The organism is Streptomyces sp. EDA2-14, from assembly GCF_054963755.1.
Map to the genome: position 1 here is coordinate 88,062 of NZ_JBUEGE010000022.1, position 25,762 is coordinate 113,823.

Below are 25,762 nucleotides of genomic sequence, written 5' to 3' on the forward strand. Positions count from 1 at the left end.
GGGGACCTACAGGGAGTGCTCCTGACGGGACGGCAGGGGCAGTGGACGGGTGTCTAACGGGTGCCCTTGGGGTCGAGCGCGTCGCGCAGGCCGTCCCCGAAGAGGTTGAAGGCCAGCACGGTGATGAAAATCGCCACGCCAGGGAAGACCATGAACATCGGGTCGTGCTCATACGTGCCGAGCGCGTCCCGCAGCATGCCGCCCCACGAGGCGGTCGGCGGCCGGACACCGGCGCCGAGGAAGCTGAGCGCCGCCTCCGTGAGGATGTTGGTGGGGATCATCAGCGTGGTGTACACGGTGATGGGCGCCACCAGGTTCGGCAGCAGCTCGCGGAAGAGGATGTGCCGGGCTCCGCCGCCGAGGCTGCGCGCCGCCTCCACATACTCCCGCTCGCGCAGCGAGAGCGTCTGACCGCGCACGATCCGGCCGACGTACGGCCAGCCGAAGAAGCCGATCACCATGATCAGGATCATGATGCGCACGCCGCTGCCGGTCAGGCCGAGCAGGTCGTTGGGGAGGACGGAGACCAGGGAGATGATGAACAGGAGCTGCGGGAAGGAGAGCAGCACGTCCATCACGCGGCTGATCACGGCGTCCACCCAGCCGCCGAAGTAGCCGGCGATGATGCCGAAGAAGGTGCCGAGCACGACGGCGACGACCGCGGCGAGGAAGGCGACCAGCATCGAGACGCGGGTGCCGTAGACGATCCGGCTGAAGATGTCGCGGCCCTTGTTGGGCTCCACGCCGAAGAGGTGGTCGGCGCTGACGCCGCCCAGGGCGCCCTTGGGCAGGTTGGTCAGCTCGTCCAGCTTGTCCTGGTGGAACTCGTTCGGCGGGTGGCCGAGCAGGCTGACGATGAGCGGCGCGAAGACCGCGACCAGGACCAGGAGTACGACAACGATGCCACCGCCGAGGGCAACCTTGTCGCGCTTCAGCCGGTTCCAGGCGATCTGCTTGAGCGACCGCCCCTCGACCTTGCGGCCTCCGTCGACCTTGGCAGGCTCGACCGGTGCGCTCGGTTCCGCTTCCGCGCTCGTGTCGTGCAATGGTGCCGTCATCGTGGCAGGGACCCCTCTCAACCGGCGGTGACCGGCCCGCACTTGCCGCTGTGGCGGCGTGATTCAGTCCGTCGTACAGAGAGGCGATGCCCCCTTGGAGCGGGAGTCTTCAACCTGTGCGCGATCTGTTGCCAGACTTGGCGGCGAAAGGATGCCTAAACGTGATGCTTGCAGGGGTGTTCCGTTATCCGGACTGCCGTGAACGGGGGTCGGACGGTGGGCAGTTGGGGTGCAAGTGGGCGAACCCCACTCTTGACCGGGCAAGTTGGGGCGGAACCGGTCATGTTGCGGTCGGCGCCCGAAGGATTGTCCTCAAACGCCGGACGGGCTGGATACTTCCAGCCCGCCGGCGTTTGAGGACAATCTCTTTCAGTACGTCGCGCCGTACGGCGGCGGGTAGCCGTACCCCCCACCGGCGGGGGCCGGAGGCGCCGCGTGGGCCTCGCGGTCGTAGAACGGACGTGCTTGGCGCATCCACATGGCCACCGGGTCGTACTCGTCCGACATCGCGACCGTGGAGACCGGGAGGCCCTCGGGGACCGCGGGGATGGACTGCTGCATCATCGCGCGGACCGCGTCCACGGACGCCGGTGACGTGTCGTAGACGTCCAGGCCGATGGCCAGGTAGGGCGCGCCGAGCGTGGGCTGGACCCAGGCGCGGCGCAGGGAGCGGATCGCCGTCGTGCGGTGCGCGTTCTGCGTGAGGACCGCGTAGAACTGGGGGATCTCGATCGCCGGTTCCGACAGGCGCAGCGGGCCCGCCGGCTGGCGGTCCAGGCCGCCCGCGATACGGCGCAGATCCAGCCACGGGATGCCGACACCGCCGCCCGGCGCGTGCGGGTTCAGCCAGAGTCCGTAGTGGTCCGGGTAGAGCGTGCGCGCCGCGTCGACGCCGCTCACCACCTCGTACGCCCGCGACCAGCCGGAGGCGGAGAGCTCCTGGGCGGAGGTGACGCAGGGGGCGTACGAGAAACCGTCCACCTCCATGTTCCCGTACTGGGCGTCCGGGGAGCCGGCCTGGCCGTGCCAGAGCAGCATCCAGACCTGGCCGGCCGAGGGGTCGGCGAGGGCCTTGAGGAGCGCCTCGTACGCGTCGTAGCGTCCCGGCGTCACCTGGCGCAGCATGTGCTCGACCTGTCCGGCCGCGGCCGTGCCCGACGCACTCACCCGTAACCGCCCCTTCGGCTCTTCATATACGTCCGTGTTCCACACGTGGCCGGAAAGCGAAGCGCCGACCGGTCACGTCATGAAACCAGCTTAAGCGGCGATACTGACACCGACTTGACGGACGCCGTCACCCTTCTCGTACGTAGAACGGCCGTACGTGTGTACGCAGCCAGTCAGCGACGGGGTCCTGCGTCACGTCCAGGAACACGAGGTTGACGGCCCAGGGCACCGGCACACGGCCCAGTGCCCGCCCCAGCGCGTCCAGCGGAATGTCCCGCGCGGAGCCCGCCGCTCCGCCGCCCTGCGTCAGTTCCACGCCTATGAACAGGGACGGCTCCGTGTTCTCGACGGTCGCCAGGCAGCGGCGCGCGCTCGTCACCGTGCCGAGCGCGTCGAACTCCTCGCGCACCGCGGCCAGGAAGTCCACCGGGTCGACCTGCCAGTCCGGCTCGGACAGCACCACGCGGCCACCCGTCGTCGGCCCGTCCAGCGGCGTACGGCCGCTGCGCGCCAGCTCCGCCACCGCGGGCGGGGGCAGCGGGACACCGACCGTGCCGTCCGGGTTCACGGCGATGCCCACCTGCGGCGGCAGCCCGCGCGCGAACTCCACCGCCGGGGCCACGGTGCAGTCCATCCGGCCACCGGTGACCGCCATGAACTGCTGCTCGGAGCTGAACACCGGGACGTAGGCCTGCCCCTCGATCTCCAGGCTCGGCAGATCGAGGTCCCGACTCGCGTTCGAACCGCCCTTGGGCAGCGGGATCCATACGTGGCTGCGGCCGAGCGCCTCGACGATCCGGCCGCCCGCCGCGCTCCCCGCCTCCTGGCCGAGGGCCGCGGCGAGGACCTCCTCCAACTCGTTGGCGGGCCAGCCCTGCGTCGGGTGGGCGTACGCGCCCTCCTGCCCCTGGGCGTGACCGTGACCCGGCTCCGGGGTGCCTGGGAACTCCATGACTGCCATCAACCTCTGCTGTTCTGCCCGCTCCTGTGCGCGCGCCCGACCTTAGCGCGTTCACATAATCGGACACGCTGCGGTGCCGGTCACTCGCTGAACGTGATGCCGCCCAGCGCCTCCGTCGCCTCCCGGTCGAGGAGCACCGCCGACTCCATGCCGGCCGGCAACTCCCCCCGCTCCGTCGAGCTGACGAGTGCGCCCACCGCTCTGCGGTGCCGGGCGAACGCGTACCGGGACACTCCGCGACCGCGGTCCCGCTGCCCCGCGAGGGCCACGTCCTCCGGTACGTCGAGCAGCATCAGGTGGACGGCGACCCCGCGCCGCCGCGCCGTGCGGATCACCCAGCGGCGCACCCACGCCTGCGTACCGCAGTCGTGCACCACGACGCTCGTGCCGGAGCGCATCGCGCGCCGCAGGCCCACGTAGTGCGCGATGCGGACCAGCGGCCGGTACAGCGCGTACGGCAGGAAGGCCGGCATGCGGGCCGCCCAGCGCTCGCGGGTGTCCTGCGAATCGATCCGGATCTCCTTGACCGCCCGCCGCATCAGCGTCGACTTGCCGCTGCCCGGCAGGCCGGAGAGCACGACGAGATCGCCCGCCGCGAAGGCGAGCCGCCCCGGTGTGCGACCGCGACGGCCGCGCAGGTCCCGCACCGACCGCTGGCCGGGGATCCGCACCCCCGCCGCCACCGATGCCGAAGCCGAAACCGCGTAAGCCCCCGCCACTGCCTTGTGCACCGTGATCGTCCTCCCCGTTCCGGTCACGTCACCCCTGCCCCTCAAGTGTAAAGAGAAGGTAATGCCACTCAAGGGGTTTCCCCGTCGGACGGGCATGCAATGATGTGCCCGCAACTGCATACCGGCCGCTTGAATCCGCGCGGGAGAGTTCCGGGTACGACGAGTCCCCGGACGCCGAAGGAGCAAGTTCCTCCCTTGAATCTCTCAGGCCCCGTACCGCGCGGGCGAGGCAGATCTGAAAAGTGGGGCGCCTTTGTGACACGGCGCCCCCACCCAAGGTGCAAGCCCCTCGGGGCGAACCTCTCAGGTTCCGATGACAGATGGGGAGGACGTCTCGTACACGATCGAGACTCCGCCATCGCCGTCATGCCACCGGGAGCACACCAGCCATGACCCGCACCACCGCACTGGACGCCCTGCACCGTTCGCTGGGCGCGACCATGACCGACTTCGCCGGCTGGGACATGCCCCTGCGCTACGGCAGCGAGCGCGACGAGCACACCGCCGTACGCACCGCCGCCGGCCTCTTCGACCTCTCCCACATGGGCGAGATCACGGTGACCGGACCGCAGGCCGTCGACCTCCTCAACCACGCTCTGGTGGGCAACATCGGTTCCGTCGGTCCCGGCCGCGCCCGCTACACCATGATCTGCCGCGAGGACGGCGGGATCCTCGACGACCTGATCGTGTACCGGCTCGGCGAGACCGAGTACATGGTCGTGGCCAACGCGGGCAACGCCCAGATCGTGCTCGACGCCCTCACCGAGCGCGCCGCCGGATTCGACGCCGAGGTCCGCGACGACCGCGACGCGTACGCGCTGCTCGCCGTGCAGGGCCCGACCTCCGCGGCGATTCTGAAGTCCGTCACCGACGCGGACCTCGAAGGACTGAAGTACTACGCCGGACTGCCCGGCACCGTCGCCGGCGTGCAGGCGCTCATCGCGCGCACCGGCTACACCGGCGAGGACGGCTTCGAGCTGTTCGTCTCCCCCGCCGACGCCGAGAAGCTGTGGCAGGCGCTGACCGAGGCGGGCGCCGCGCACGGCCTCGTCCCCTGCGGCCTGTCCTGCCGGGACACGCTGCGCCTGGAGGCGGGCATGCCGCTGTACGGGCACGAGCTGACGACCGACCTGACGCCGTTCGACGCCGGTCTCGGCCGCGTCGTGAAGTTCGAGAAGACCTCCCACGGGGACGACTTCGTGGGCCACGACGCCCTGAAGGCCGCCGCCGCGAAGGCCGAGACCGCCCCGCCCCGCAAGCTCGTCGGCCTGATCGCCGAGGGCCGCCGGGTGCCGCGCGCCGGGATGGCGGTCGTCGTCGACGGCACGGTGATCGGCGAGGTCACCTCCGGCGCCCCGTCCCCGACGCTGGGCAAGCCGATCGCCATGGCGTACGTGGACGCCACGCACGCGGAGCCGGGCACGGCGGGCGTCGGGGTCGACATCCGCGGCAAGCACGAGCCGTACGAGGTCGTGGCCCTGCCGTTCTACAAGCGCCAGAAGTAATCCACCGCACAGCCCTCAGCAGCCCCGCCGTCACCGGCACCTTCCCGCGTACAGGAGAATTCGCATCATGAGCAACCCCCAGCACCTGCGCTACAGCAAGGAGCACGAGTGGCTGTCGGCCGTCGAGGACGGCGTGGCGACGGTCGGCATCACCGAGCACGCGGCCAACGCGCTCGGTGACATCGTGTTCGTCCAGCTTCCCGACGTCGGGGACACCGCCACCGCCGGCGAGACCTGCGGCGAGCTGGAGTCCACCAAGTCGGTCTCCGACCTGTACTCCCCCGTCTCCGGCGAGGTCACCGAGATCAACCAGGACGTCGTCGACGACCCGGCGCTGGTCAACTCGGCCCCGTTCGAGGGCGGCTGGCTGTTCAAGGTCCGCCTTGCCGAGGAGCCGAAGGACCTGCTCACCGCCGACGAGTACACCGAGTTCTCCGGGAGCTGACCCGCACCATGACCGAGAAGTCCGTTCTGAACGAGTCCCTGCACGAGCTCGACCCCGAGGTCGCCGTAGCGGTCGACGCCGAGCTGAAGCGCCAGCAGTCCACCCTCGAAATGATCGCGTCGGAGAACTTCGCTCCGGCCGCCGTCATGGAGGCCCAGGGCTCGGTGCTCACCAACAAGTACGCGGAGGGCTACCCCGGCCGCCGCTACTACGGCGGCTGCGAGCACGTCGACGTCACCGAGCAGATCGCCATCGACCGCGTGAAGGCCCTCTTCGGCGCCGAGTACGCGAACGTGCAGCCGCACTCGGGCGCCTCCGCCAACCAGGCCGCGCTCTTCGCCATCGCCAAGCCGGGCGACACCATCCTCGGCCTGGACCTGGCGCACGGCGGCCACCTCACGCACGGCATGCGCCTGAACTTCTCCGGCAAGCAGTTCAACGTGGTCCCGTACCACGTGGACGACGCCGGCCTGGTCGACATGGCCGAGGTCGAGCGCCTCGCCAAGGAGCACCGCCCCAAGGTGATCATCGCGGGCTGGTCCGCCTACCCGCGCCAGCTGGACTTCGCCGAGTTCCGTCGCATCGCCGACGAGGTCGAGGCGTACCTGTGGGTCGACATGGCGCACTTCGCGGGCCTCGTGGCCGCGGGCCTGCACCCCAACCCGGTCCCGTACGCCGACGTCGTCACCTCCACGACGCACAAGACGCTCGGCGGCCCGCGCGGCGGCATCATCCTCGCCCGCAACAAGGACTTCGCGAAGAAGCTGAACTCGGCCGTCTTCCCCGGCTTCCAGGGCGGACCGCTCGAGCACGTGATCGCGGCCAAGGCCGTCTCCTTCAAGGTCGCCGCCTCGGACGACTTCAAGGAGCGCCAGCAGCGCACGATCGAGGGCGCCCAGATCCTCGCCGAGCGCCTGACCACCCCGGAGTCGCGTGCGGCGGGCGTCAACGTCCTGTCCGGCGGCACCGACGTGCACCTGGTCCTCGTCGACCTGCGCGAGTCCGAGCTCGACGGCCAGCAGGCCGAGGACCGCCTCCACGAGGTCGGCATCACGGTCAACCGCAACGCGGTCCCGAACGACCCGCGCCCGCCGATGGTCACCTCCGGCCTGCGCATCGGCACCCCCGCCCTCGCCACCCGCGGCTTCCAGGCCGAGGACTTCCGCGAGGTCGCCGACGTCATCGCGCTGGCACTGCAGCCGTCGTACGACGCCGAGGCACTGAAGGCCCGGGTCACCGCTCTGGCCGACAAGCACCCGCTGTACCCCGGCCTGTAGTCATTCGGGCCGGATTACGTACCCTTTCGTACGTACGTCCTGTCGGGGCACCGCGCACACTGGAATCAGCACGCAACAGTGAGCACGGTGCCCCGGCTGCTTCCACCGCACTCCCGCTCGTCCGGCAGACAACGGCGTCTACCACCATCTTTGGAGTCCCACCGTGGCCATCTCGGTCTTCGACCTGTTCTCGATCGGCATCGGCCCGTCCAGCTCGCACACGGTCGGCCCGATGCGCGCGGCCCGCATGTTCGCGCGCCGCCTCAAGAACGAGGGCCTGCTGGCCCACACCACCTCGGTCCACGCCGAGCTGTACGGCTCCCTCGGCGCCACCGGACACGGACACGGCACGCCGAAGGCGGTGCTGCTCGGCCTCGAAGGCGACTCACCGCGCACCGTCGACGTGGAGAGCGCGGACCAGCGCGTCGAGGCGATCAGGGAAAAGGGCAGCCTCAACCTGCTCGGCGCCCACGAGATCCCGTTCTCCTACGACGACGATCTCGTCCTGCACCGCCGCAAGACCCTCCCGTACCACGCGAACGGCATGACGCTGTGGGCGTACGACGCCGACGGCAAGGAACTGCTCACCAAGACGTACTACTCGGTCGGCGGCGGCTTCGTCGTCGACGAGGCGGCGGTCGACGGCGAGAACCCGATCGTCCCCGACGACACCGTCCTCAAGTACCCCTTCCGCACCGGCGACGAGCTGCTCCGCCTCACACAGGAGACCGGCCTCTCCATCCCGGCCCTGATGCTGGAGAACGAGAAGGCCTGGCGCACCGAGGACGAGATCCGCGAGGGCCTCCTCGACATCTGGCGCGTCATGCAGTCCTGCGTCTCCCGCGGCATGTCCCACGAGGGCATCCTGCCCGGCGGCCTCAAGGTCCGGCGCCGCGCGGCGGGCTCGGCCCGCAAGCTGCGCGCCGAGGGCGACCCCGTGGCCCACGCCATGGAGTGGATCACCCTCTACGCGATGGCCGTGAACGAGGAGAACGCGGCCGGCGGCCGCGTGGTCACCGCTCCGACGAACGGCGCGGCCGGCATCATCCCCGCGGTCCTGCACTACTACGTGAACTTCGTGCCCGGCGCCGACGAGGACGGCGTCATCCGCCTCCTCCTCACGGCAGGCGCCATCGGCATGCTCTTCAAGGAGAACGCCTCCATCTCCGGCGCCGAGGTCGGCTGCCAGGGCGAGGTCGGCTCCGCCTGCTCGATGGCGGCGGGCGCCCTCGCCGAGGCGCTCGGCGGCTCCCCCGAGCAGGTCGAGAACGCAGCCGAGATCGGCATGGAGCACAACCTCGGCCTGACCTGCGACCCCGTCGGCGGCCTCGTCCAGATCCCCTGCATCGAGCGCAACGGCATGGCGGCGGTCAAGGCCGTCACGGCCGCCAAGATGGCCCTGCGCGGCGACGGCTCGCACAAGGTGTCCCTCGACAAGGTCATCAAGACGATGCGGGACACCGGCGCGGACATGAGCGTGAAGTACAAGGAGACCGCGCGGGGCGGTCTCGCCGTCAACATCATCGAGTGCTGAGCAGCCCTCCCGGTCGCTACAGCGTGGCGGTCGTCCCGGCGCCCGCCGCGCTCCCCGCGAGCCAGTCGTCCCAGCTCAGGTTGAAGGCCGCGTAGCCGTTGTCGGCGGGGGCCTTGGCGCGCGGCGAGCCGGTGATGGTGACCGGGTCCCCCTGCTTGACCTGGTCGTAGAACCACTTGGCGTCGGACATCGACAGGTGCACGCAGCCGTGCGAGCCGCGGGCGCTGCCACTGCCCGGGTTCGGGTCACCGGTCGAGTAGTGGACGTACGTACCGGACTGGGTGAGATGCACGTCCCAGGGCAGCGTCAGGTCGTAATAGTTGGGGCTTCCCTTGTCGCAGCTGATGCCGACGCTGCAGGAGGTCATGTGGACCTTCTTCTGCTTGTCGATGACGGCCATCGTGCCGTTCCACGTCGGGTACTCGGCGCTGCCCGCGTTGATCGACAGTGTGCGCACCGCCTGGCCGTTCTTCGTGACCTTCAGGGTGTGGCCGGGCACGGAGACCGCGGCCCGGACGTCGTCGCCGACCGTGAACGAGTGGGTGTACGTGCGCACGCCGTAGCGGCCGTTGCCGTTGCTGACGCCCTTCATGTCGGCGTCGACCTTCACCTTCGTACCGGAGGGCCAGTACGTCTTGGGGCGCCAGTCGGCACGCTTGTCGCCGAACCAGTGCCAGGCGCCCGCCACCGGCTGCGACGTGCTCACCTTCATGTGCTTCTCGACCGTGGCACGCGCCTTGGCCGCCACCGGGTTGGTGAAGACCACCGAGACCGGCATGGCGACACCGACCTTGGTCCCGGTCTGCGGAGTGATCGTCTCCAGGAGCATCGGCGGACCCTTGGGCTTCGTCGGCGACGGCGAGGCGCTCGCACTCGCCTTCCCCGACGCGTCCCCGCCCGCCTTGTCCGCGCCGCCACCGCCGCAGGCGCTCGCGCCCACCAGCACCGCGACCGTCACCAGCGCGACTCCTATGCCGCTGCTCCTGCGCCGTCCCACAACCTGCCCCACTCTCCGGGTCCGCCCCGCTCGCCCCGAACGGGGCTCAACTCCCTGTCAGACAGGAACAGGGGCACCGTCAGTTGCGTCTGCGCGGTAAAGCGCGTTCCAAGACTTGGGGCGAGCAGGAACCGGACAATTACACCTTTCCCCTCAAGGGTACGTGCTGTGGTCAGGCCTCCAGGCGGGTGCCGCGGCGCCAGACGGCACGGGTGTTGGTCGCCGTGGCCGCGCGCAGCGCCCGCTCGGGCGTGAGCCCGGCCGCCACCAGGTACTGCAGCTCGTGGTGCAGGCTCGCCCCGTGGGCCAGGCCCCCGAAGAACGTCTCGGGCATGGAGACGTCGGTGCCGGCCAGCACGTCGACGCCGGCGGCGTCCAGGGCGCGCACGGTGTCGTACACGTCGTCGAGCCTGCCCTGCGGGAAGCGGTTGTAGCTGGAGCGCAGGGTCCGGTCCCACGCGCTGTCGAGGCGTGCGGCGACCCGGGGGTCGTCGGCGAGCGCGCTGCCGGTGATGCCCGTCATCGAGGCATTGAGAGCGATGCAGGGAATGACGAACATGCCCGACGCCTTGATGAGGCCGATGATCTCGGCGGTGTGCGGCTGGTCCATGAACACGTGGGTGACGCCGTCGACACCGGCCTCCGCGGCCATCCTGGTGGCCTCCACGGTCAGCGCGTGGGCCACGGTGAGGGCGCCGTACTTCTTGGCTTCGGCCACGCCGGCATTCACGGTGGCCTGGTCGAGCGAGGGCAGCCCGGGGTGCCCCTCCACACTGCCGTCGTCGATCATGAACTTGATGAAGTCGGATCCCCGGGCGGGCATCAGCTCGCTCGGGTGACCGCCGGGCGGCGTGACGGCGAAGCCGGAGGAGCGCACGTCGGCCAGGGTGTCGTCGTCGGTGATGGGCCCGCGGTTCTCCCGCGTGTTCATCCCCTGCATCTCCAGCTCGGTCGTCACCCCGAACCGCAGGGCGAGCGCCAGGGAACCCGGGGCGGAGTGCACATGGGCGTCGACGAGTCCCGGCAGCAGTGTGGCGCCGCCGCCGTCGATGACCACGGTCCGCACGCCCACCGCCTTCTCTCCGTCGAAGACCTGCGCGTTGGTGATCGCGGTGAGCGTCATGGTGGGCCGCCTCGACCAGATCGGTCCGGCGCGGTCACGTCTGCGACGACGCGCACCGGCATCGAGCAAGGACCTCTCCCGCAACCTCGTGCTCAATGTGATCGCCGATGCCCCGGGCGAGACGACCGTCGGCGGCCTCGCCGCCGAGATGGGCGTCGCCCAGCCGGTGGCCAGCCGGACCGTCGCCACCTGCATCGAGGACGGGCTGCTGCGCCGGGCGGCGTCCCAGTCCGACGGACGCCGCACCGTGCTCGAACTCACCGAGCACGGCGAGGCCGAACGCAACCGCTTCGCCGTTGAACAGCGCAGAGCGTTCGAGGAGATCACCGCGGCCTGGTCACCGGAGGAACGGATCCAGTTCGCACGCCTCTTGACCCGCTACGGAACTGACGCCACAACGTGGTCCAGGAAACAGAACAGAATCCGCGACTGACCGAGCAACGCATTGACGGACCGGGGCGATTCTGGTCACTTCACGCGAGTTCCGCCCGTGCCCCCGATCAGGAAAGATAGAGGTGAGACCTCGTCGCCCCACCGACCGGGAGGCCCGCATGATCCGTGGCATCGACGTCAGTTCACACCAGTCCACGTTCGACACGGACGGCCTGTCGTTCGTCTTCATCAAGGCGACGGAGGGACGTTCGTACGTCAATCCACGCCTGGCCGCCCAGACGAAGCGGGCCCGTGACGCCCACTGCACCGTCGGCTTCTACCACTTCCTGTGGCCGGGGAACCTGAAGGCGCAGGCCGAGTACTTCGTCAGCAAGTCCCCGGAGAAGGTAGGGGACTTGCTCGCCGTGGACTGGGAGACGACCGGCGACGGCACGCACGCGAGCAACGCGGAGAAGGACAGCTTCATCCGCGAGGTGAAGAGACTCCGGCCGAACCACAAGGTCTTGCTCTACGCCAACCGGAATTTTTGGCTGAACATCGACACGACGTCCTACGCCGGCGACGGCCTCTGGATCGCCGACTACGTCAGCGCGGGCAAGCCCCGCATCCAGGCGGACTGGGCGATCCACCAGTACACCGACAGCCCACTCGACAAGAACGTCGCCGACTTCGAGAGCAAGGGCGCCCTGCACGAGTGGGCGGGCGGCGTCTGACGGACCTACTCGCCTGACCGCGCCGCCAGCTCCGCTCGAAGCCGATGGGCGGGCGGCTCGGTCAGGTAGGCGTTCAGCAGATCGAAGGTGCGCAGCTCACCCGGGAGCGCCTCGTACCAGGCAAGGCCGTACGCATTGCAGCTGGAGCACACGAGCGCGCGGACGCAAAGGCCGCAGCTGCGCCGACCAGGACAACACGCATGGTCGTGATCGAGGTGCATGGAGCGCTGGCCCACATCCGTCTTCCCGCACACGGCGCAGCCTCCCCCTTGGAACCGGAGAAGCCGTTCGACGAAGTCGCGCGTCACGTTGTAATGGCCGAGGCGAACGAGTTCGGCATTGCAGGGCCTGCAGTAAGGCCGTGGCCTGCCGGATGAATCCAGAGTCGAGTACTCGGACACAGGTTTGCGCTCCTGACACCCGAGGCAATCAATGACGCCGCTCTCAAGCATTACCTGATAGACGTCGCTTGCTCTCCGCTTCCTCAACGGCTTCAGCGGTTTGCCGTTGCTCCGCTGCTGATAGTGGGCAGCACACAGATCTTTGGCCGACACGGCCCTGCCGCACCCCTCGAACAGGCACAGGCGGATGCCCCCGCCCGCACCATCGCCGCGGATACACGTGCACTCATTCCCCCGCCGGCTCTGCTCGTAGTGACTGCGGCAGAGCCCCTTCGTCAACGGATAAAGGTCAGACGTCCTTCCACAGGACCACCCCTCGCCGCCGGCAGCACACGTCGCCAAACGACCTCACCCCTTACATCGGGACGGGAAAGCATCTCGTCCGATCAACGCGCGACCCGAACAAATGTCACGCGCTCGTACGGGGGCCCAACCGAGACCACCTCGCTACGACTTCAACAACTTTCCCTGAATCGCCACCAGTTCGTCGCGCGCCGCCCGCCCCGCCGCATCCGCATCCCCCACCGCCACCGCCTCCACCAGCACCGCGTGTGCCGCGTCACCGTGGTCCTGTTCCGCACCTCGTACGTCGACCAGGGCCAGGAGGCCGATCAGGGCCTGGCGCAGGGCCGGGGCGAATTCGGTGAACAGGTCGGTGAGGACCGGGTTGTGGGCGGCCGCGACGACCGTGGCGTGCAGGGCGATGTCGGCGTCCACGAAGGCGTCGCCGGGGCCGCCCACCGCCGCCCTGCGCGCTTCGAGCGCCGTGCGCATCGCCGCGACGTCCTCGTCCGTGCGGCGCTCCGCCGCGAGGCGGGCCGCCTGGATCTCCAGGAGCGTACGGACTTCGTAGACGTCGGCGACCGCCGCGCGACGCAGGCGGGTCGGCCAGTCCTCGACCGGGCGCAGCGCCGTCACGAAGACGCCCGCCCCCTGCTTGGGCCGCAACATCCCCTGGCCCGTGAGCGCGCGCAAGGCCTCGCGGACGGTGGAGCGGCCGACGCCGAGTTCCTTGGCGAGGGTGGTCTCTCCGGGCAGCCGGGCACCGACGGGCCACACTCCGTCGGCGATCTGCGTGCGCAGCCGTTCGGCGGCCTGTTCGACGAGGGGGCTGGGGCGGAGGGGACCGACGGCCGACACGGTGACGACTCCAACTTGCCTGAGGGGTACTTGTCTGAGGACCTGAGGTGTGGCTAGTGTACCGGCCATGTTCCGCGGACTCCTTCTTCTCGGCTGCCGCGGCGGGGCCTGACGCGACCGGCACCCCGCCGCGGGGTGCCGTGCTGCCGGTCGGCGTCATCGCCACGACCGCACCGAGGAAGGCCTCAGTCACCATGTACCGCTGGAATCCGCAGACCCCCGGCCCGATGCCGTACCACTGCTATCGGCCGCACCACGAGCGCGTCGACGTCCCGGCGATCGACCGGAGTTGGCCGTCACGGCAGATCACCGAGGCGCCGCTGTGGGTGCCCGTCGATCTGCGGGACGGCAATCAGGCGCTCGCCGAGCCGATGGACACCGCCCGCAAGCGCTGCTTCTTCGACCTGCTGGTGGGAATGGGGTTCAAGGAGATCGAGGTCGGCTATCCGTCGGCGAGCCGGACGGACTTCGACTTCGTACGACATCTGGCGGGGCAGGTCGCGGCGGGCGCCGTACCGGACGATGTCACGCCCGTCGTCTTCACTCCGGCCAAGCCGGAACTGATCGAGCGGACCTTCGACTCCGTCGAGGGGCTGCCGCGCGCCGTGGTGCATCTGTACATCCCCACCTCCCCCACCTGGCGCGGCGTCGTGCTCGGCATGACACGTGCCGAAATTCAACGCGCCGTCCGCGAGGCCGCCACGCACATGGCCCGGCTCGCCGACGCGCGGCCGGACGTGCACATCCGCTTCCAGTTCGCCCCGGAGACGTTCAACCTGACGGAGCCGGACTTCGCGCTGGAGGTGTGCAACGGGCTGACCGAGCTGTGGGACGCGAGCCCCGACCGTCCGGTCACCCACAATCTGCCAACGACCGTCGAGATCTCGACCCCGAACGTGTACGCCGACCAGATCGAGTACATGCACCGGCACCTGGCCCGCCGCGCGTCCGTGATCCTCTCCGTGCACCCGCACAACGACCGCGGCACCGGCGTCGCCTGCGCCGAGCTGGCCGTCCTGGCCGGCGCGCAACGCGTGGAGGGCTGTCTGTTCGGCAACGGCGAGCGGACCGGGAATGTCGATCTGGTGACGCTGGCGATGAACCTGTACGCGCAGGGCGTCGACCCGATGATCGATTTCTCGGACATCGACGCGGTGCGCGAGACGGTCGAGTTCTGCAATCGGCTGCCGGTGCACCCCCGGCACCCGTACGGCGGTGAACTCGTCTACACGGCTTTCTCGGGCACGCACCAGGACGCCATCGCCAAGGGTTTCGCGCACCGGGCCGCGCATCCGGACGAGCCGTGGGACGTGCCGTACCTGCCGATCGATCCGGCCGATGTGGGGCGCACGTACGAGGCCGTGATCCGTGTGAACTCGCAGTCGGGAAAGGGTGGGATGGCGTATCTGCTGAAGGAGCACCACGGTGTCGACCTGCCGCGTGCGCTGCGGCCGGAGTACGCGCGGATCGTGCAGAAGGCGACGGACGACAGCGGCCGGGAGGCGGAGCCGGACGAGCTGTACGCCCTGTTCCGCTCGGCGTATCTGGAGGTGACCGGGCCGGTGGCGCTGGCCGACGGCTGGTCGGTGCGGCAGGACGGCGCCGTGCACCACTTCATGTGCACGCTCGAAGTGGATGGCGAGGAAAGGGAGCTGGAGGGGAAGGGGAATGGTCCGCTGGCGGCCTTCGTGGACGCGCTCGCGGCGGCCGGCCGGGACATGGACGTCCTGGACTTCGGTCAGCACGCGCTGACGGCGGGGCGCGAGGCGGAGACCGTCGCTTTCACGCTCTGCCGGGTCGGCGGAGTGCCGGTGTGGGGTGCGGGCCGTGACACGTCGGTGCTGGCCGCTTCCGTACGGGCGGTGCTGTCGGCGGTGAACCGGGCCGCGGCATGAGACGCCGGTGGGGCGTACGCGTCGTGCGCACGCCCCACCGGTCCTCGGCCTACTGGCTCACTTGTTCAGGTTCGCCCAGAACTCGTCGAACGACAGCCGCTTGTCCCCGTTGGCGTCCTGCCCGGCGATGAGCACCTCGGCCACGGAGTCCGTGACGTTGAAGTCGCCCATCTGCGCCATGGCGCTCTTGTACTCGGCCGCCGTGATGAAGCCGTCGCCGTCCGCGTCGAACCGCTCGAACGCCTTGCGTGCTTCCTCTATGTCCGCCACCGGGTCACCCCTCGTTTTTCGCACTGCCGTGTTGACGGGGGTCAGATTACTCGGCGACCCGTGCGCGCAGTGCGGCGAGTACCCAGGCGAACTCCTCCTGGTGCGGGTGTGCGGGGGCACCGCCCTTGAGGACGGCGAGCAGTTCGCGGTAGCGGGCCACCTTGCTGTCCAGGGTGGCGAGCAGCCGGTCGAGGACGGCCGCGTGGTCGGCGTCGCCGAGCAGTTCGCCAAGGACGGTGTCGGCCTCGGGCGAGGCGGGGTCGATGCCCTCGCGCAGGGCGCCCTGCGCGCCGGTGAGCAGTGTGCTCAGGAACTCCATGGAGGCGCCCGCCGGATCCTGCCGGGTGCGGTCGGCCGCGTTGTACTCGGCGGCCTGGCGCATCCGGGCCCGGAAGCCCGGGTCCTCCAGGAGTTCGGCCAGCTCCACCCAGGCGTCGACCTGCTCGGGTGTCGGGTCGCCGGGCAGTCCGGCGCTCATCTGCCGCATCCGGTCCCGGATCGCGGGGTCGACGGTGTCGAGGCCGCGCAGCATCTCCTCGGCGAAGTCGTCCACGATCCGCTTGCGCTCGGTGGCGCTCAGCCGTGCCAGCTTGTTCATCAGGGCCATCTCCTCGGCGGTCGAATTCCGTTCGGCGACGGTCGACAGCACGGCCCGGTTGAGCCGCAGCACCTGCATCTGCGCGTCGAGCGCCGCCACGTGTGCGGCGGCGACGGACGCGATGTCCCGTTCCCCGGAGAGGATCTTCCGTACGTCGTCCAGGCCGAGGCCCAGCTCGCGCAGGGTGCGGATCAGTTCCAGGCGGGCCACGGACTCGGCGTCGTAGAGCCGGTAGCCGCCTTCGCTGCGGGTCACGGGGTGCAGGACGCCCTCGTCGGACCAGAACCGGATGGTGCGCACCGTGAGGCCGGTGCGGCGGGCCAGCTGTCCGATCGTGAGCAGCCGCGGGCCGTCGTCGATCATGTCGAGGAGTCTGGGCCTTCCAGTGGGTGGAGACTCAAGCCCAGCGTACGAGGACCGTGCCCGGGGAGGCGGTCAGCGGTCGGCGACGCGCATCTCGAACCAGGTCGTCTTGCCGCGCGGCAGCAGGTCGACGCCCCAGCGGTCGGAGAGCTTGTCGACGAGGAAGAGGCCGCGGCCGGAGATGTCGAGCTCCTGCACCGGCATCAGGCAGGGCAGTCCGCGGGAGGGGTCGCGCACCTCGATGCGGATCCAGCCGCGGCGGCGGAGCATGCGCAGGCCGAAGTGGCGGGCGCCGGTGTGCCGCACCGCGTTGCCGACGAGTTCGGAGACGAGCAGGACGGCGTCCTCGGTCATCTTCGGGGAGAGGCCCCAGTGGCGCAGGACGACGACCTGCGCGAGTCGCCGGGCGGTCGCGGCCGATTCGGGGCGCGACGGCAGCGATACCTCCGCCTCGGCCGGGTTTCCGAACAACTCCAGTGCCTTCAGGGCGTGTTCGTCCTCGACCGCGGGAGACCAGCGCGCCGCGGTCGCACCTGCGTGCCGCCGCGGTTGTTCCACACCCTCAAGCCCCGCCATGGCTCCATGATGAGGGCACAGAGCGCCTCGTGGGGTCGTTCCGACGGAATAAGCCCCCCGGAACGCTTCGTTCCGGGGGGCCGTTTGGGCATATGCCTTTGGCAGTAATGAGGCGTTTGCACCCACTCCGACCTGCGACAACTCCTCGCGAGCGGACCGCCGTTGATCATTCGTGGTCGACTTCTCTTAAGGTTCCCTTAAGGCTCGGATAATACGACTCGAACGAGGGACCTGATCAACTTCGCTTGTCCGGAGCGGACTTGACGGTCCGTCCGAGGGCTGCCGGGCAGGCGGTCAGGCGAACTTCGCCTTCCCCGGCCCCTCCTCCACGAAGCTGCGCATCCCGGTCTCCCGGTCCTCCGTGGCGAACAGTCCTGCGAACCAATTGCGCTCGATCGCCAGGCCGGTGTCGAGGTCCGTCTCCAGGCCCGTGTCGATCGACTCCTTCGCCGCCCGCAGCGCGATCGCGGGCCCCTTGGCGAGCTGTCCGGCCCAGGCGTTCGCGGCGTCGAAGACCTCGGCCGCCGGGACCACCCGGTCGACGAGACCGAGGGCGAGCGCCTCGTCGGCCCGCACCTGGCGGCCCGTGAAGATCAGGTCCTTGGCCTTGGACGGGCCGACGAGCCGGGACAGGCGCTGGGTGCCGCCCGCGCCGGGGATCAGGCCGAGCAGGATCTCCGGCTGCCCGAGCTTCGCGTTGTCCGCGGCGATCCGGAAGTCGGCGCACAGCGCCAGCTCGCAGCCACCGCCCAGCGCGTAGCCGGTGACGGCGGCGACGACCGGCTTGGGGATCCGGGCGACCGCGGTGAACGAGTCCTGCAGCCCGCGGGAGCGCGCGACCATGGCCGCGTGGTCCATCTCCCGCATCTCCTTGATGTCCGCGCCGGCCGCGAACACCTTCTCGCTGCCGCGGACCACCACGGCCCGGATGTCGTCCCGGGCCGTGGCCTCCGCCGCGAGCTCCTTGATGCGGTCCTGGACGGCGATGTCCAGGGCGTTCATCGGGGGGCGGTCCAGGCGGATGGTCCCGACGCCGTCTGCTACTTCAAGGTGAACGGTCATGCCCGCAGGTTAGTGGCCGTTCACCGGTCGCAGCGCGGTGCGGTTCGTCACTTCTTCCACTCCGCCCACGACATGTTCCACCCGCTCAGGCCGTTGCCCGGGTCCACCGTCTTGTCGTGGGTGTTCTTGACCACCACCACGTCGCCGGTCATCGAGTTGTCGAAGAACCAGGCCGCGGAGACCTTCTTGTCGTAGCCGCCGCGGACGTCTTGCAGACCGATGCAGCCGTGGCTGGAGTTGACGTTGCCGAAGGTGCCGCCGCCCCAGTAGTTGCCGTGGATGAAGGTGCCGGAGTCGGTCAGGCGCTGGGCGTGCGGGACGTCCTTGATGTCGTACTCGCCGCCGTAGCCGACCGTCTCGCCGTTCATCCGGGTCACGCGCAGGCGCTCGCTGATGACCATCGTGCCGTTCCAGGTCTCGTAGCCCGGCTTGCCCGTGGTGATCGGGATCTTCTTGACGGTCTCGCCGTCGCGCTTGACCGTCATCATGTGCGTCTTGGCGTCGACCGTGGAGATCTGGCTACGGCCGACGGTGAACTTCAGGGTCTTGGTCTGCTTGCCGTAGACGCCGGGCCGGCCCTCGACGCCGTCGAGGTTCATCTTGACGGTGACCTTGGTGCCCGTCGCCCAGTACTTCTCCGGGCGGAAGTCGATGCGGTCGTTGCCGAACCAGTGGCTCTCGACCGGGACGTTCGGCTCGGCCTTGACGGAGATCGCCTTCTCGACATCCTCGGGGTGCGTGATGCCGCGCGTGAAGCGGATCGAGAACGGCATGCCGACGCCGACCTTCGAGCCGTCCTCCGGCGTGAACGTACCGACGAAGGTGTTCTTCGGGGTGAGCGTGGTGAACGTGGAGTCCTTGGCGGACTCGCGGCCGTCCTTGTCCTTGGCGACCGCGTGCACCTTGTACTCGGTCGACGCGGCGAGGTGCTGCGCGGGCTTCCAGCTCGCGCCGCCGCCGGTGATCGAGCCCGGCACCTCGTTGCCCTTGGAATCGGCGACCTTCACCTCGGTCAACTTGCCCTTGTCGGCCGTGATTTCCAGGGTCCCGTTGGTCTTCACCCCGTCGGCGCCGTCCTTGGGCGCCACCTTCACCACGGCCTGCGACTTCTTGTTCGCCCCGTCGGACTTGTCGGATCCCTTGCCGTCGCCGCCGCCACCGCACGCGGTGGCCAAAAAGAGTGCCGCCCCCAGCAGAACCGCGGATATCGGTCGTCGCCCGTTCACGATGTATCTCCCCTCGCACGGCCTTGCCCCCAAGGCCCGTACTGACGCGCCTACGCGCACGCACTGCGAAAGATAACCACACGACCTGGGGAAACGGATCCCCAGGGATGTCACCGTTCCGTCCCAACAGCGGGCAGGATGCCCGACTTTCACCTAAGACGTAACTGCTCCCCCGGCCTTCCAGCGCGCCCAGGGCAGGTTCCAGCCACCGAGGCCGTTGTCCGGCGCCACCTTCTTGTCCGCGCTGTGCCTGACCTCCACCACGTCACCGATGAGCGTGCGGTCGAAGAAGCGTCCGGCCGGTGTCTGCGAGCCGCCGCCCTTGACGTCGCGCAGGCCCACGCAGCCGTGGCTGACGTTGCTGCTGCCGAAGACGCCGCCCGACCAGTAGTTGCCGTGCAGGAACGTGCCGGAGTCGGTGAGCCGGATGGCGTGCGGCACGTCGGGGATGTCGTACTCGCCGCCGAAGCCGACGGTGCGGCCGTCCATGCGGGTGACGTCGAGCATCTCGCTGACGACCATCTTCCCGTTGTACGTCGTCGAGCCCGGCGCCCCCGCCGTGATCGGCACGGTCTCGACCGGTGCGCCGGCCCGGTGCACCCGCATGGTGTGCGCCGCCGCGTCCACGACGCTGACCTGGCTGCGGCCCACCGTGAACGTGAACGCCTTGTCCTGGAGCCCGTAGACGCCCGGCGCCGCCTGTACGTCGCGCAGGCCCAGGTCGACGGTGACCCTGGTGCCGGGCTTCCAGTAGCGCCTCGGCCGGAAGTCGAGGCGGTTCTTGCCGAACCAGTGCCCGGCGATCTCGACGCCGGGCCGGGCGGTGACCTTGATGGCGCGCTGCACGGCGGCCCGGTTCTCGACCTCCCGGTTGAACGCGACCTTCACGATCATTCCGGTGCCGACCCTGGCGCGGTGCTCGGGCGTGACGTAGCCGATGAAGCGCTTGTCGGGGACGTAGGTGGTGAACGTGGTGTGCCGGGCGACGCGGCGGCCGTGACCGTCCATCGCCACCGCGTCGACCTTGTACTGCGCGGCGAGCGCGAGGCGGTCGGCGCCGGGGCCCGTGGGGCGCCAGCGCATGGAGTCGTGCTCGAGGCGGCCCGGAACGGCGCGCTCCTCCGCGTCCTGCACCCTGACGACCTTGACCGACTCCAACCTGCCCTCGGGCACGGTGACTTGAAGCCTCCGGGCCGCCCGTACGCCCTTCGCCCCGTTGTCGGGCGAGACCCGGATCAGTTCCTTGGCGGACGGCGGCTTGTCGAACGCCGTGTCGCCGTCGCATCCGGCGAGCGCGCCCATCAGTCCTGCCCAGGTCAGTACGGCGCCCAGTGTCGCCCCTGCGTGCCGCGCACGCCTCACAGCTGTTCTCACGCCAGAGCCAACGACGGGCACCCCGGTGGGGAAACGTGAGTGCGAGTGAAGCACTGGGCAGAACAGGGGGAGGAAGCAGGGGGAGCGCGGCCGGGACGCCGCACGCCCCGCTGCCCGGGATCCGTGGAGCCGCGGGAGGCCGTCAGGTGTCGAGCGCACCCGAGCAGGAGGCAGTTCAGAGCGCGCAGCGTGCGGGCAAGGGCAGAGTGCGGCCCGCCCCGGCCACCGGCCGCGGCCGCGCGCGGGAGCGCGTGTCCGCCCTCGAGCCGGTGTGGCCGGGCACGCCCCACCCGCTCGGCGCCCGCTTCCGGGTCGGCCCGGACGGGGTCGCGGGCACCAACTTCGCGCTGTGGGCGGGCGGCGCCGAGTCCGTCGAGCTGTGCCTGTTCGACGAGGAGGGCCGTGAACGGCGCGCACCGCTGGCCGAGTTGACGCACGAGATCTGGCACGGCTTCGCACCGGGGGTGCTGCCGGGTCAGCGCTACGGGTTCCGGGTGCACGGCCGCTGGGACCCGTGGACGGGCGCCCGCTGGAACCCGGCGAAGCTGCTGCTCGACCCGTACGCGCGTGCGGTGGACGGCGAGTTCGGGCTGCCGCCCGAGGTCTACGGGCACGTACGGGACTGGCCCGAGCAGCATGTGGCCGACACGGTGCGCGACGGCCGGGACTCGGCGCCGTACGTGCCGAAGGGCGTGGTGGTGCACGACGAGGCGTCCGGCGACGAGTGGGTCGACGACCGGCGGCCGAAGACGCCCTGGGCGGACTCGGTGATCTACGAGCTGCACGTGCGCGGCTTCACCCGCCGCCACCCCGGAATCCCGGAGGAGCTGCGGGGCACGTACGCGGGCCTCGCGCACCCCGCGGCGATCGAGCACCTGGTGAAGCTGGGGGTGACGGCGGTGGAGCTGCTGCCGGTGCACCAGTTCGCGCACGAGGACCATCTGCTGCGCCGGGGCCTGCGCAACTACTGGGGCTACAACTCCATCGGCTACTTCGCCCCGCACGCGGGATACGCGGCGTCCGGGACGGCCGGGCAGCAGGTCGGCGAGTTCAAGCGGATGGTGCGGGCGCTGCACGACGCGGGCATCGAGGTCATCCTGGACGTCGTCTACAACCACACGGCGGAGGCGGGCGAGCTGGGCCCGATGCTGTCGCTCAAGGGCATCGACAACCGCGGCTACTACCGCCTCCAGGAGGACGCGCGCCGCTACGCCGACTACACGGGCTGCGGCAACACGCTGCACGTCGTCCAGCCGCACGTCCTGCGGCTCATCACGGACTCGCTCAGGTACTGGGTGACGGAGATGGGGGTGGACGGTTTCCGCTTCGACCTCGCGGCGGCGCTCGCCCGCTCCATGCACGACGTCGACATGCTCTCCCCGTTCCTCGCGGTCATCGCGCAGGACCCGGTGCTGCGGCGGGTGAAGCTGATCGCGGAGCCGTGGGACGTGGGCTCGGGCGGCTATCAGGTCGGCGCGTTCCCACCGCTGTGGACGGAGTGGAACGACCGCTACCGCGACGCCGTGCGCGACTTCTGGCGCGGCGCGCTGCCCGACGTACGGGACCTCGGGTACCGCCTCTCCGGTTCGAGCGACCTGTACGCGTGGGGCGGGCGCCGCCCCTACGCCTCGGTCAACTTCATCACCGCGCACGACGGCTTCACGCTGCGCGACCTCGTGTCGTACGAGCGCAAGCACAACGAGGCCAACGGCGAGGGCAACCGGGACGGCACGCACGACAACCGGTCCTGGAACTGCGGCGCGGAGGGCGAGACCACCGACGACGGCGTACGGGCCCTGCGCAGACGGCAGTTGCGGAACCTGCTGACGACGCTGCTGCTGTCGACCGGGGTGCCGATGCTGGTGGCGGGCGACGAGTTCGGCCGCACCCAGCGCGGCAACAACAACGCGTACTGCCAGGACAACGAGATCGGCTGGGTCGACTGGGGGCTGCTCGACGAACCCGGCCACCGGGAGCTGTTCGCCCTCGCCGCGCGGCTCGTCGCGCTGCGCCACACGCATCCCGTGCTGCGCCGCCGCGCGTTCTTCTCGGGCCGTGCGCACTCGGCGGACGGACTGCGGGACCTGGCCTGGTTCACCTCGCGCGGCACCGAGATGACGGAGGGCGACTGGTACGCGCCCGCCGCCACGCTCGGCATGTACCTGTCCGGGCGGGACATCCCCGGCCGGGACGCGCGCGGCGAACCGGTGCGGGACGACAGCTTCCTCGCCGTACTGCACGCGGGCGACCGGCCCGAGAGCTTCGTGCTGCCGGGCGATCCCTGGGCGCGGTCCTACGAGGTCGTGGTGGATACGGGTGAGGAGGCGCAGACCGCGGCGCCGGGCGTCCTGCACGAGGCCGGCGCCACGGTCACGGTGGAGGCGCGGACGGTGCTGCTCCTGAAGGTCAGGACGTAGGCCGCGGCTCGCCCGCGTAGGTGCCGAAGGACCACTTGTTGCCCTCCGGGTCGGTGATCGCGAACTCGCGGCTGCCGTAGGGCTGGTCCTCGATCTCGCGGAAGATCTTGACGCCCGCGTCGACGAGGCGGCCGTACAGCTCGTCGACACGCGCGGTCACGACGTAGCAGCCGAAGGTGCCCGGCTTCAGGCACCAGTCGCCGTCGGCGGCGTCCGGCTTGGCCGAGCCGAGCATGATCGCGCCGCCTTCGGGCCAGTCGAGCTGGGCGTGGGCGACGCGGTCGCCGTCCTCGTAGACCGCCGTGCGCAGGAAGCCGACGGTGTCGACGAGGAAGTCGATGAGCGCGGGCGCGTCGTTCGCCTGGAGAGTGGGCCAGACGGCGGGCTCGCGCGGGGTCTGCTGGTTGCTCTGTGTGGTGTTCATGGCTCCGAGTCTTCGCCGCCCAGGTGTCCCCCGGCTTGGATATTCCGGCACTCCTCGGCGAGCCATCCGGTCGGGCTCAGGCCCGTGTACTGGCGGAAGTCGCGGACCAGGTGGGAGTGGTCGCAGTAGCCGTGCTCGGCGGCGACGCGGGACAGGTCCGGCGCGGCGCCCGTGGCCACGGCGCGGACGACGGCGGTCTTCGCGTGCTGGAAGCGCATCAGGCGGGCCGCCTGTTTCGGGCTGAGGCCCGTCTCGGCGCGGAACAGTGTGGTGAGGCGGCGTTCGCTGAGGGCGACGTGGGCCGCGAGTCCGCGCAGGGTGCCTGCGCCGCGGTGCCGGGCGAGCCACGTCCAGGCCTCGGCGACCTCGGGGCGCACGCCGGCCAGCGGGTCCTCGGCCCGCTCCCGCGTCAGGTAGCCGGAGAGCAGGTCGAAGCGGGCGCGCCAGTCGTCCAGCTCCGCCAGCGCCTCCCGTACATGGGCGGCCGTCCGGCCGAGGACGTCCGTGCCCTCGATCGCGACGGGCCCCGCGAAGTCGGCCGCGGGCGCCCCGAGCAGCGCGCGGGCGGCCAGCGGGTGCACCGCGAGCTGGATGCCGGCCTCGGAGCCGGACTGCGCGATGTAGGCGGGGCGCTGGTGCAGTCCGCCGACGACGATGTCGGTGCGGACCGCGTCGGGGCCCGTGGCCTGCTCGGGGGTGTGGCCGCCGACGACCGGCTCGTCGAGGGTGAAGATCACCGTGAGGTACGGGGAGGGCAGGCCGCGGTGGAGCGCGGGAGGCAGGCCCCGCGTGCGATAGCCGACCGCCGAGACGATCGGGCCGCCGGGCCGTGGCGTCGCGCGCACGAACTCCTGGGAGCCGTTGCTCATGACTCCAGTATGCGAAGGGTTCGGCGAAGGGGCCTACCCGCGCCGCGCGGTCGCATGCCGGTCACGCACGGTGAGTTCGATCATGGCGCGGGGTCCCGGTTCTCCCTAGCCTCGCCGTCCGTGACCATCGCCAAGAGAGACCTCACCCCGCGCAAGCGGCCCGTTCTGTTCGGTGCGGCGGGCGCCGCCCTCGTCGCCGCGCTCACCGCCGGTGTCGCCCTGTGGCCCCGGGCCGAGGCGACCGCGGCCACCGGCGGTGACGGTGACGTCCGCGCCGTGGCCGCCGAGCTGAAGCACTGGCCGCGGGAGCAGGCCACCCGACTGGCCCGGGTGATCACGGCGCACGAGGACAAGGGCGCGTACGCCACCTTCGACGCGGACAACACCACGTACCGCAACGACCTGGAGGAGTCGCTGCTGCCCTTCCTGGAAGAGAAGGGCGTCCTGACGCGGGACACGATGGACCCGTCGCTGAAGGTGATCCCCTTCAAGGACACGGCGGACCACAAGGAGACCCTCACCGAGTACTACAACCGGCTGTGCGAGGTCGACGACCAGGTCTGCTACCCGTGGGCCGCGCAGATCTTCTCCGGGTTCACGCTGAAGCAGCTCAAGGGCTGGGTCGACGAGCTGCTCGCGTACGACAAGCCGCTGCCGGGCGGCGCGAAGCCGCCGGAGTTCTCCGAGGGGATGCGCGAGCTGTACCGCGCGCTGCGCTCGCACGGCATCGAGGTGTACGTGGTGAGCGCCGCGAGCGAGGACCTCGTCCGCATGGTGCTGGCCGATCCGAAGTACGGGTACGACGTGAAGCCGGAGAACGTCCTCGGTGTCGCCGCGCTCCTGAAGGACCGCAAGACCGGTGACGTGACGAGCTCGCGCAAGGAGATCGCCGCCGGGACGTTCGACCAGAAGGCCCTGGAGAAGCGGGAGCTGACGCCGACGCTGTGGGCCCCGGCGACCTGGTACGAGGGCAAGCCCGCCGCCATCAGCACGTACATCGACGCCTGGAAGAAGCCGATTCTCGCCGCCGGGGACACGCCCAAGAGCGACGGTCCGATGCTCTTCCGGTCGGTGGACGTGGCACACGGCGGGGTGCGTGTGTGGGTCAACCGCAAGGACAGCTACATGAAGGAGCTGGACGGGATGAAGGCGGACGGGGTGAAGCGGCAGAAGGAGCTGGGCCAGAAGGTGACCGCCGACAAGCGGTGGGTGACGGTGACGCCGGACGAGATCCGCTAGGCAG

25 protein-coding genes and 2 riboswitches are annotated in these 25,762 nt (G+C 70.2%); of the genes, 9 read left to right on the forward strand and 16 right to left on the reverse strand.

All coding sequences use genetic code 11. The annotated features are described in order from the left end of the window. Window positions 1-53: 53 nt before the first annotated feature. The 4 genes from ACY34M_RS35605 to ACY34M_RS35620 form a co-directional block, all read right to left on the reverse strand. Window positions 54-1,058 (reverse strand): ABC transporter permease, encoded by a 1,005-nt coding sequence (locus ACY34M_RS35605; protein ID WP_462722543.1) that lies wholly within the window; start codon window positions 1,056-1,058, stop codon window positions 54-56. Window positions 1,059-1,427: 369 nt separating this feature from the next. Then, window positions 1,428-2,225 carry an enhanced serine sensitivity protein SseB C-terminal domain-containing protein gene (locus tag ACY34M_RS35610; RefSeq protein WP_462722542.1) on the reverse strand — a complete coding sequence of 266 codons (798 nt, stop codon included), beginning with the start codon at window positions 2,223-2,225 and terminating at the stop codon, window positions 1,428-1,430. 127 nt (window positions 2,226-2,352) lie between these two features. Then, window positions 2,353-3,177 (reverse strand): enhanced serine sensitivity protein SseB, encoded by an 825-nt coding sequence (locus ACY34M_RS35615; protein ID WP_462722541.1) that lies wholly within the window; start codon window positions 3,175-3,177, stop codon window positions 2,353-2,355. 89 nt (window positions 3,178-3,266) lie between these two features. Next, the gene (locus ACY34M_RS35620) at window positions 3,267-3,962 is read right to left on the reverse strand and encodes an AAA family ATPase (protein WP_462722540.1); all 696 of its coding nucleotides are present in this window, start codon (window positions 3,960-3,962) and stop codon (window positions 3,267-3,269) included. A gap of 85 nt (window positions 3,963-4,047) precedes the next feature. Then, a riboswitch (glycine riboswitch) is annotated at window positions 4,048-4,146 on the forward strand. Beyond that, window positions 4,147-4,247, forward strand: a riboswitch (glycine riboswitch). It abuts the riboswitch before it with no gap. A 59-nt stretch (window positions 4,248-4,306) separates the two neighbouring features. On the opposite strand from ACY34M_RS35620, the gene gcvT reads away from it, so the two are divergent. The 4 genes from gcvT (at window position 4,307) to ACY34M_RS35640 (ending at window position 8,678) form a co-directional block, all read left to right on the forward strand. Next, window positions 4,307-5,422, forward strand: coding sequence for a glycine cleavage system aminomethyltransferase GcvT (gene gcvT, locus ACY34M_RS35625; RefSeq protein ID WP_462722539.1), 1,116 nt, complete (start codon window positions 4,307-4,309; stop codon window positions 5,420-5,422). A 67-nt stretch (window positions 5,423-5,489) separates the two neighbouring features. Next, a complete protein-coding gene (gene gcvH / locus ACY34M_RS35630) occupies window positions 5,490-5,867 on the forward strand; it encodes a glycine cleavage system protein GcvH (RefSeq protein WP_462722538.1) in 378 nt (125 codons plus the stop codon). Window positions 5,868-5,875: 8 nt separating this feature from the next. Further along, window positions 5,876-7,144, forward strand: a complete 1,269-nt coding sequence (glyA, locus tag ACY34M_RS35635) for a serine hydroxymethyltransferase (protein ID WP_462722537.1) — start codon at window positions 5,876-5,878, stop codon at window positions 7,142-7,144. Between the two features lie 163 nt (window positions 7,145-7,307). Beyond that, window positions 7,308-8,678, forward strand: coding sequence for an L-serine ammonia-lyase (locus ACY34M_RS35640; protein WP_462722536.1), 1,371 nt, complete (start codon window positions 7,308-7,310; stop codon window positions 8,676-8,678). 16 nt (window positions 8,679-8,694) lie between these two features. Here ACY34M_RS35640 and ACY34M_RS35645 read toward each other — a convergent pair whose 3' ends face one another. After that, window positions 8,695-9,675 (reverse strand): L,D-transpeptidase, encoded by a 981-nt coding sequence (locus ACY34M_RS35645; RefSeq protein WP_462722616.1) that lies wholly within the window; start codon window positions 9,673-9,675, stop codon window positions 8,695-8,697. Between the two features lie 172 nt (window positions 9,676-9,847). Then, on the reverse strand, window positions 9,848-10,798 hold the full coding sequence (locus tag ACY34M_RS35650) for an amidohydrolase family protein (protein ID WP_462722535.1): 951 nt from the start codon (window positions 10,796-10,798) through the stop codon (window positions 9,848-9,850). On the opposite strand from ACY34M_RS35650, the gene ACY34M_RS35655 reads away from it, so the two are divergent. Next, window positions 10,797-11,231: a MarR family winged helix-turn-helix transcriptional regulator gene (locus ACY34M_RS35655; RefSeq protein ID WP_462722615.1), complete on the forward strand. Its 435-nt coding sequence runs from the start codon at window positions 10,797-10,799 to the stop codon at window positions 11,229-11,231. The genes ACY34M_RS35650 and ACY34M_RS35655 overlap by 2 nt on opposite strands. A 118-nt stretch (window positions 11,232-11,349) precedes the next feature. Then, window positions 11,350-11,904: a glycoside hydrolase family 25 protein gene (locus ACY34M_RS35660; protein WP_462722534.1), complete on the forward strand. Its 555-nt coding sequence runs from the start codon at window positions 11,350-11,352 to the stop codon at window positions 11,902-11,904. Between the two features lie 5 nt (window positions 11,905-11,909). Here the strand turns inward: ACY34M_RS35660 and ACY34M_RS35665 are convergent, their stop codons facing one another. After that, window positions 11,910-12,356 (reverse strand): endonuclease domain-containing protein, encoded by a 447-nt coding sequence (locus ACY34M_RS35665; protein ID WP_462722614.1) that lies wholly within the window; start codon window positions 12,354-12,356, stop codon window positions 11,910-11,912. 396 nt (window positions 12,357-12,752) lie between these two features. Next, window positions 12,753-13,445, reverse strand: coding sequence for a FadR/GntR family transcriptional regulator (locus tag ACY34M_RS35670; RefSeq protein WP_462722533.1), 693 nt, complete (start codon window positions 13,443-13,445; stop codon window positions 12,753-12,755). Window positions 13,446-13,639: 194 nt separating this feature from the next. Between ACY34M_RS35670 and leuA the strand changes: the two genes are divergently transcribed. Next, window positions 13,640-15,340: a 2-isopropylmalate synthase gene (gene leuA, locus ACY34M_RS35675; protein WP_462722532.1), complete on the forward strand. Its 1,701-nt coding sequence runs from the start codon at window positions 13,640-13,642 to the stop codon at window positions 15,338-15,340. A gap of 57 nt (window positions 15,341-15,397) precedes the next feature. Here the strand turns inward: leuA and ACY34M_RS35680 are convergent, their stop codons facing one another. The 6 genes from ACY34M_RS35680 to ACY34M_RS35705 all read right to left on the reverse strand — a co-directional run bounded on the left by ACY34M_RS35680 (window position 15,398) and on the right by ACY34M_RS35705 (window position 20,809). Next, a complete protein-coding gene (locus ACY34M_RS35680; RefSeq protein ID WP_457480441.1) occupies window positions 15,398-15,610 on the reverse strand; it encodes an EF-hand domain-containing protein in 213 nt (70 codons plus the stop codon). A 46-nt stretch (window positions 15,611-15,656) separates the two neighbouring features. Further along, a complete protein-coding gene (locus ACY34M_RS35685) occupies window positions 15,657-16,571 on the reverse strand; it encodes a helix-turn-helix domain-containing protein (RefSeq protein ID WP_462722531.1) in 915 nt (304 codons plus the stop codon). A 72-nt stretch (window positions 16,572-16,643) separates the two neighbouring features. Further along, window positions 16,644-17,147: an ATP-binding protein gene (locus ACY34M_RS35690; RefSeq protein ID WP_462722530.1), complete on the reverse strand. Its 504-nt coding sequence runs from the start codon at window positions 17,145-17,147 to the stop codon at window positions 16,644-16,646. A gap of 294 nt (window positions 17,148-17,441) precedes the next feature. Next, a complete protein-coding gene (locus tag ACY34M_RS35695) occupies window positions 17,442-18,209 on the reverse strand; it encodes an enoyl-CoA hydratase/isomerase family protein (protein WP_462722529.1) in 768 nt (255 codons plus the stop codon). A 47-nt stretch (window positions 18,210-18,256) separates the two neighbouring features. After that, the gene (locus ACY34M_RS35700) at window positions 18,257-19,435 is read right to left on the reverse strand and encodes a L,D-transpeptidase (RefSeq protein ID WP_462722528.1); all 1,179 of its coding nucleotides are present in this window, start codon (window positions 19,433-19,435) and stop codon (window positions 18,257-18,259) included. Between the two features lie 153 nt (window positions 19,436-19,588). Then, window positions 19,589-20,809, reverse strand: a complete 1,221-nt coding sequence (locus ACY34M_RS35705; protein ID WP_462722527.1) for a L,D-transpeptidase — start codon at window positions 20,807-20,809, stop codon at window positions 19,589-19,591. 206 nt (window positions 20,810-21,015) lie between these two features. On the opposite strand from ACY34M_RS35705, the gene glgX reads away from it, so the two are divergent. Continuing rightward, the gene (gene glgX, locus ACY34M_RS35710; RefSeq protein WP_462722613.1) at window positions 21,016-23,226 is read left to right on the forward strand and encodes a glycogen debranching protein GlgX; all 2,211 of its coding nucleotides are present in this window, start codon (window positions 21,016-21,018) and stop codon (window positions 23,224-23,226) included. Here glgX and ACY34M_RS35715 read toward each other — a convergent pair. Next, a complete protein-coding gene (locus ACY34M_RS35715; protein WP_462722526.1) occupies window positions 23,216-23,650 on the reverse strand; it encodes a VOC family protein in 435 nt (144 codons plus the stop codon). The genes glgX and ACY34M_RS35715 overlap by 11 nt on opposite strands. Continuing rightward, window positions 23,647-24,519 carry an AraC family transcriptional regulator gene (locus ACY34M_RS35720; RefSeq protein ID WP_462722525.1) on the reverse strand — a complete coding sequence of 291 codons (873 nt, stop codon included), beginning with the start codon at window positions 24,517-24,519 and terminating at the stop codon, window positions 23,647-23,649. Before ACY34M_RS35720 ends, ACY34M_RS35715 begins: the two co-directional genes overlap by 4 nt. 120 nt (window positions 24,520-24,639) lie before the next feature. Here ACY34M_RS35720 and ACY34M_RS35725 point away from each other — a divergent pair, with 120 nt between their 5' ends. After that, complete coding sequence (locus ACY34M_RS35725) at window positions 24,640-25,758, forward strand: HAD family hydrolase (protein WP_462722524.1); 1,119 nt, start codon at window positions 24,640-24,642, stop codon at window positions 25,756-25,758. Window positions 25,759-25,762: the final 4 nt, after the last annotated feature.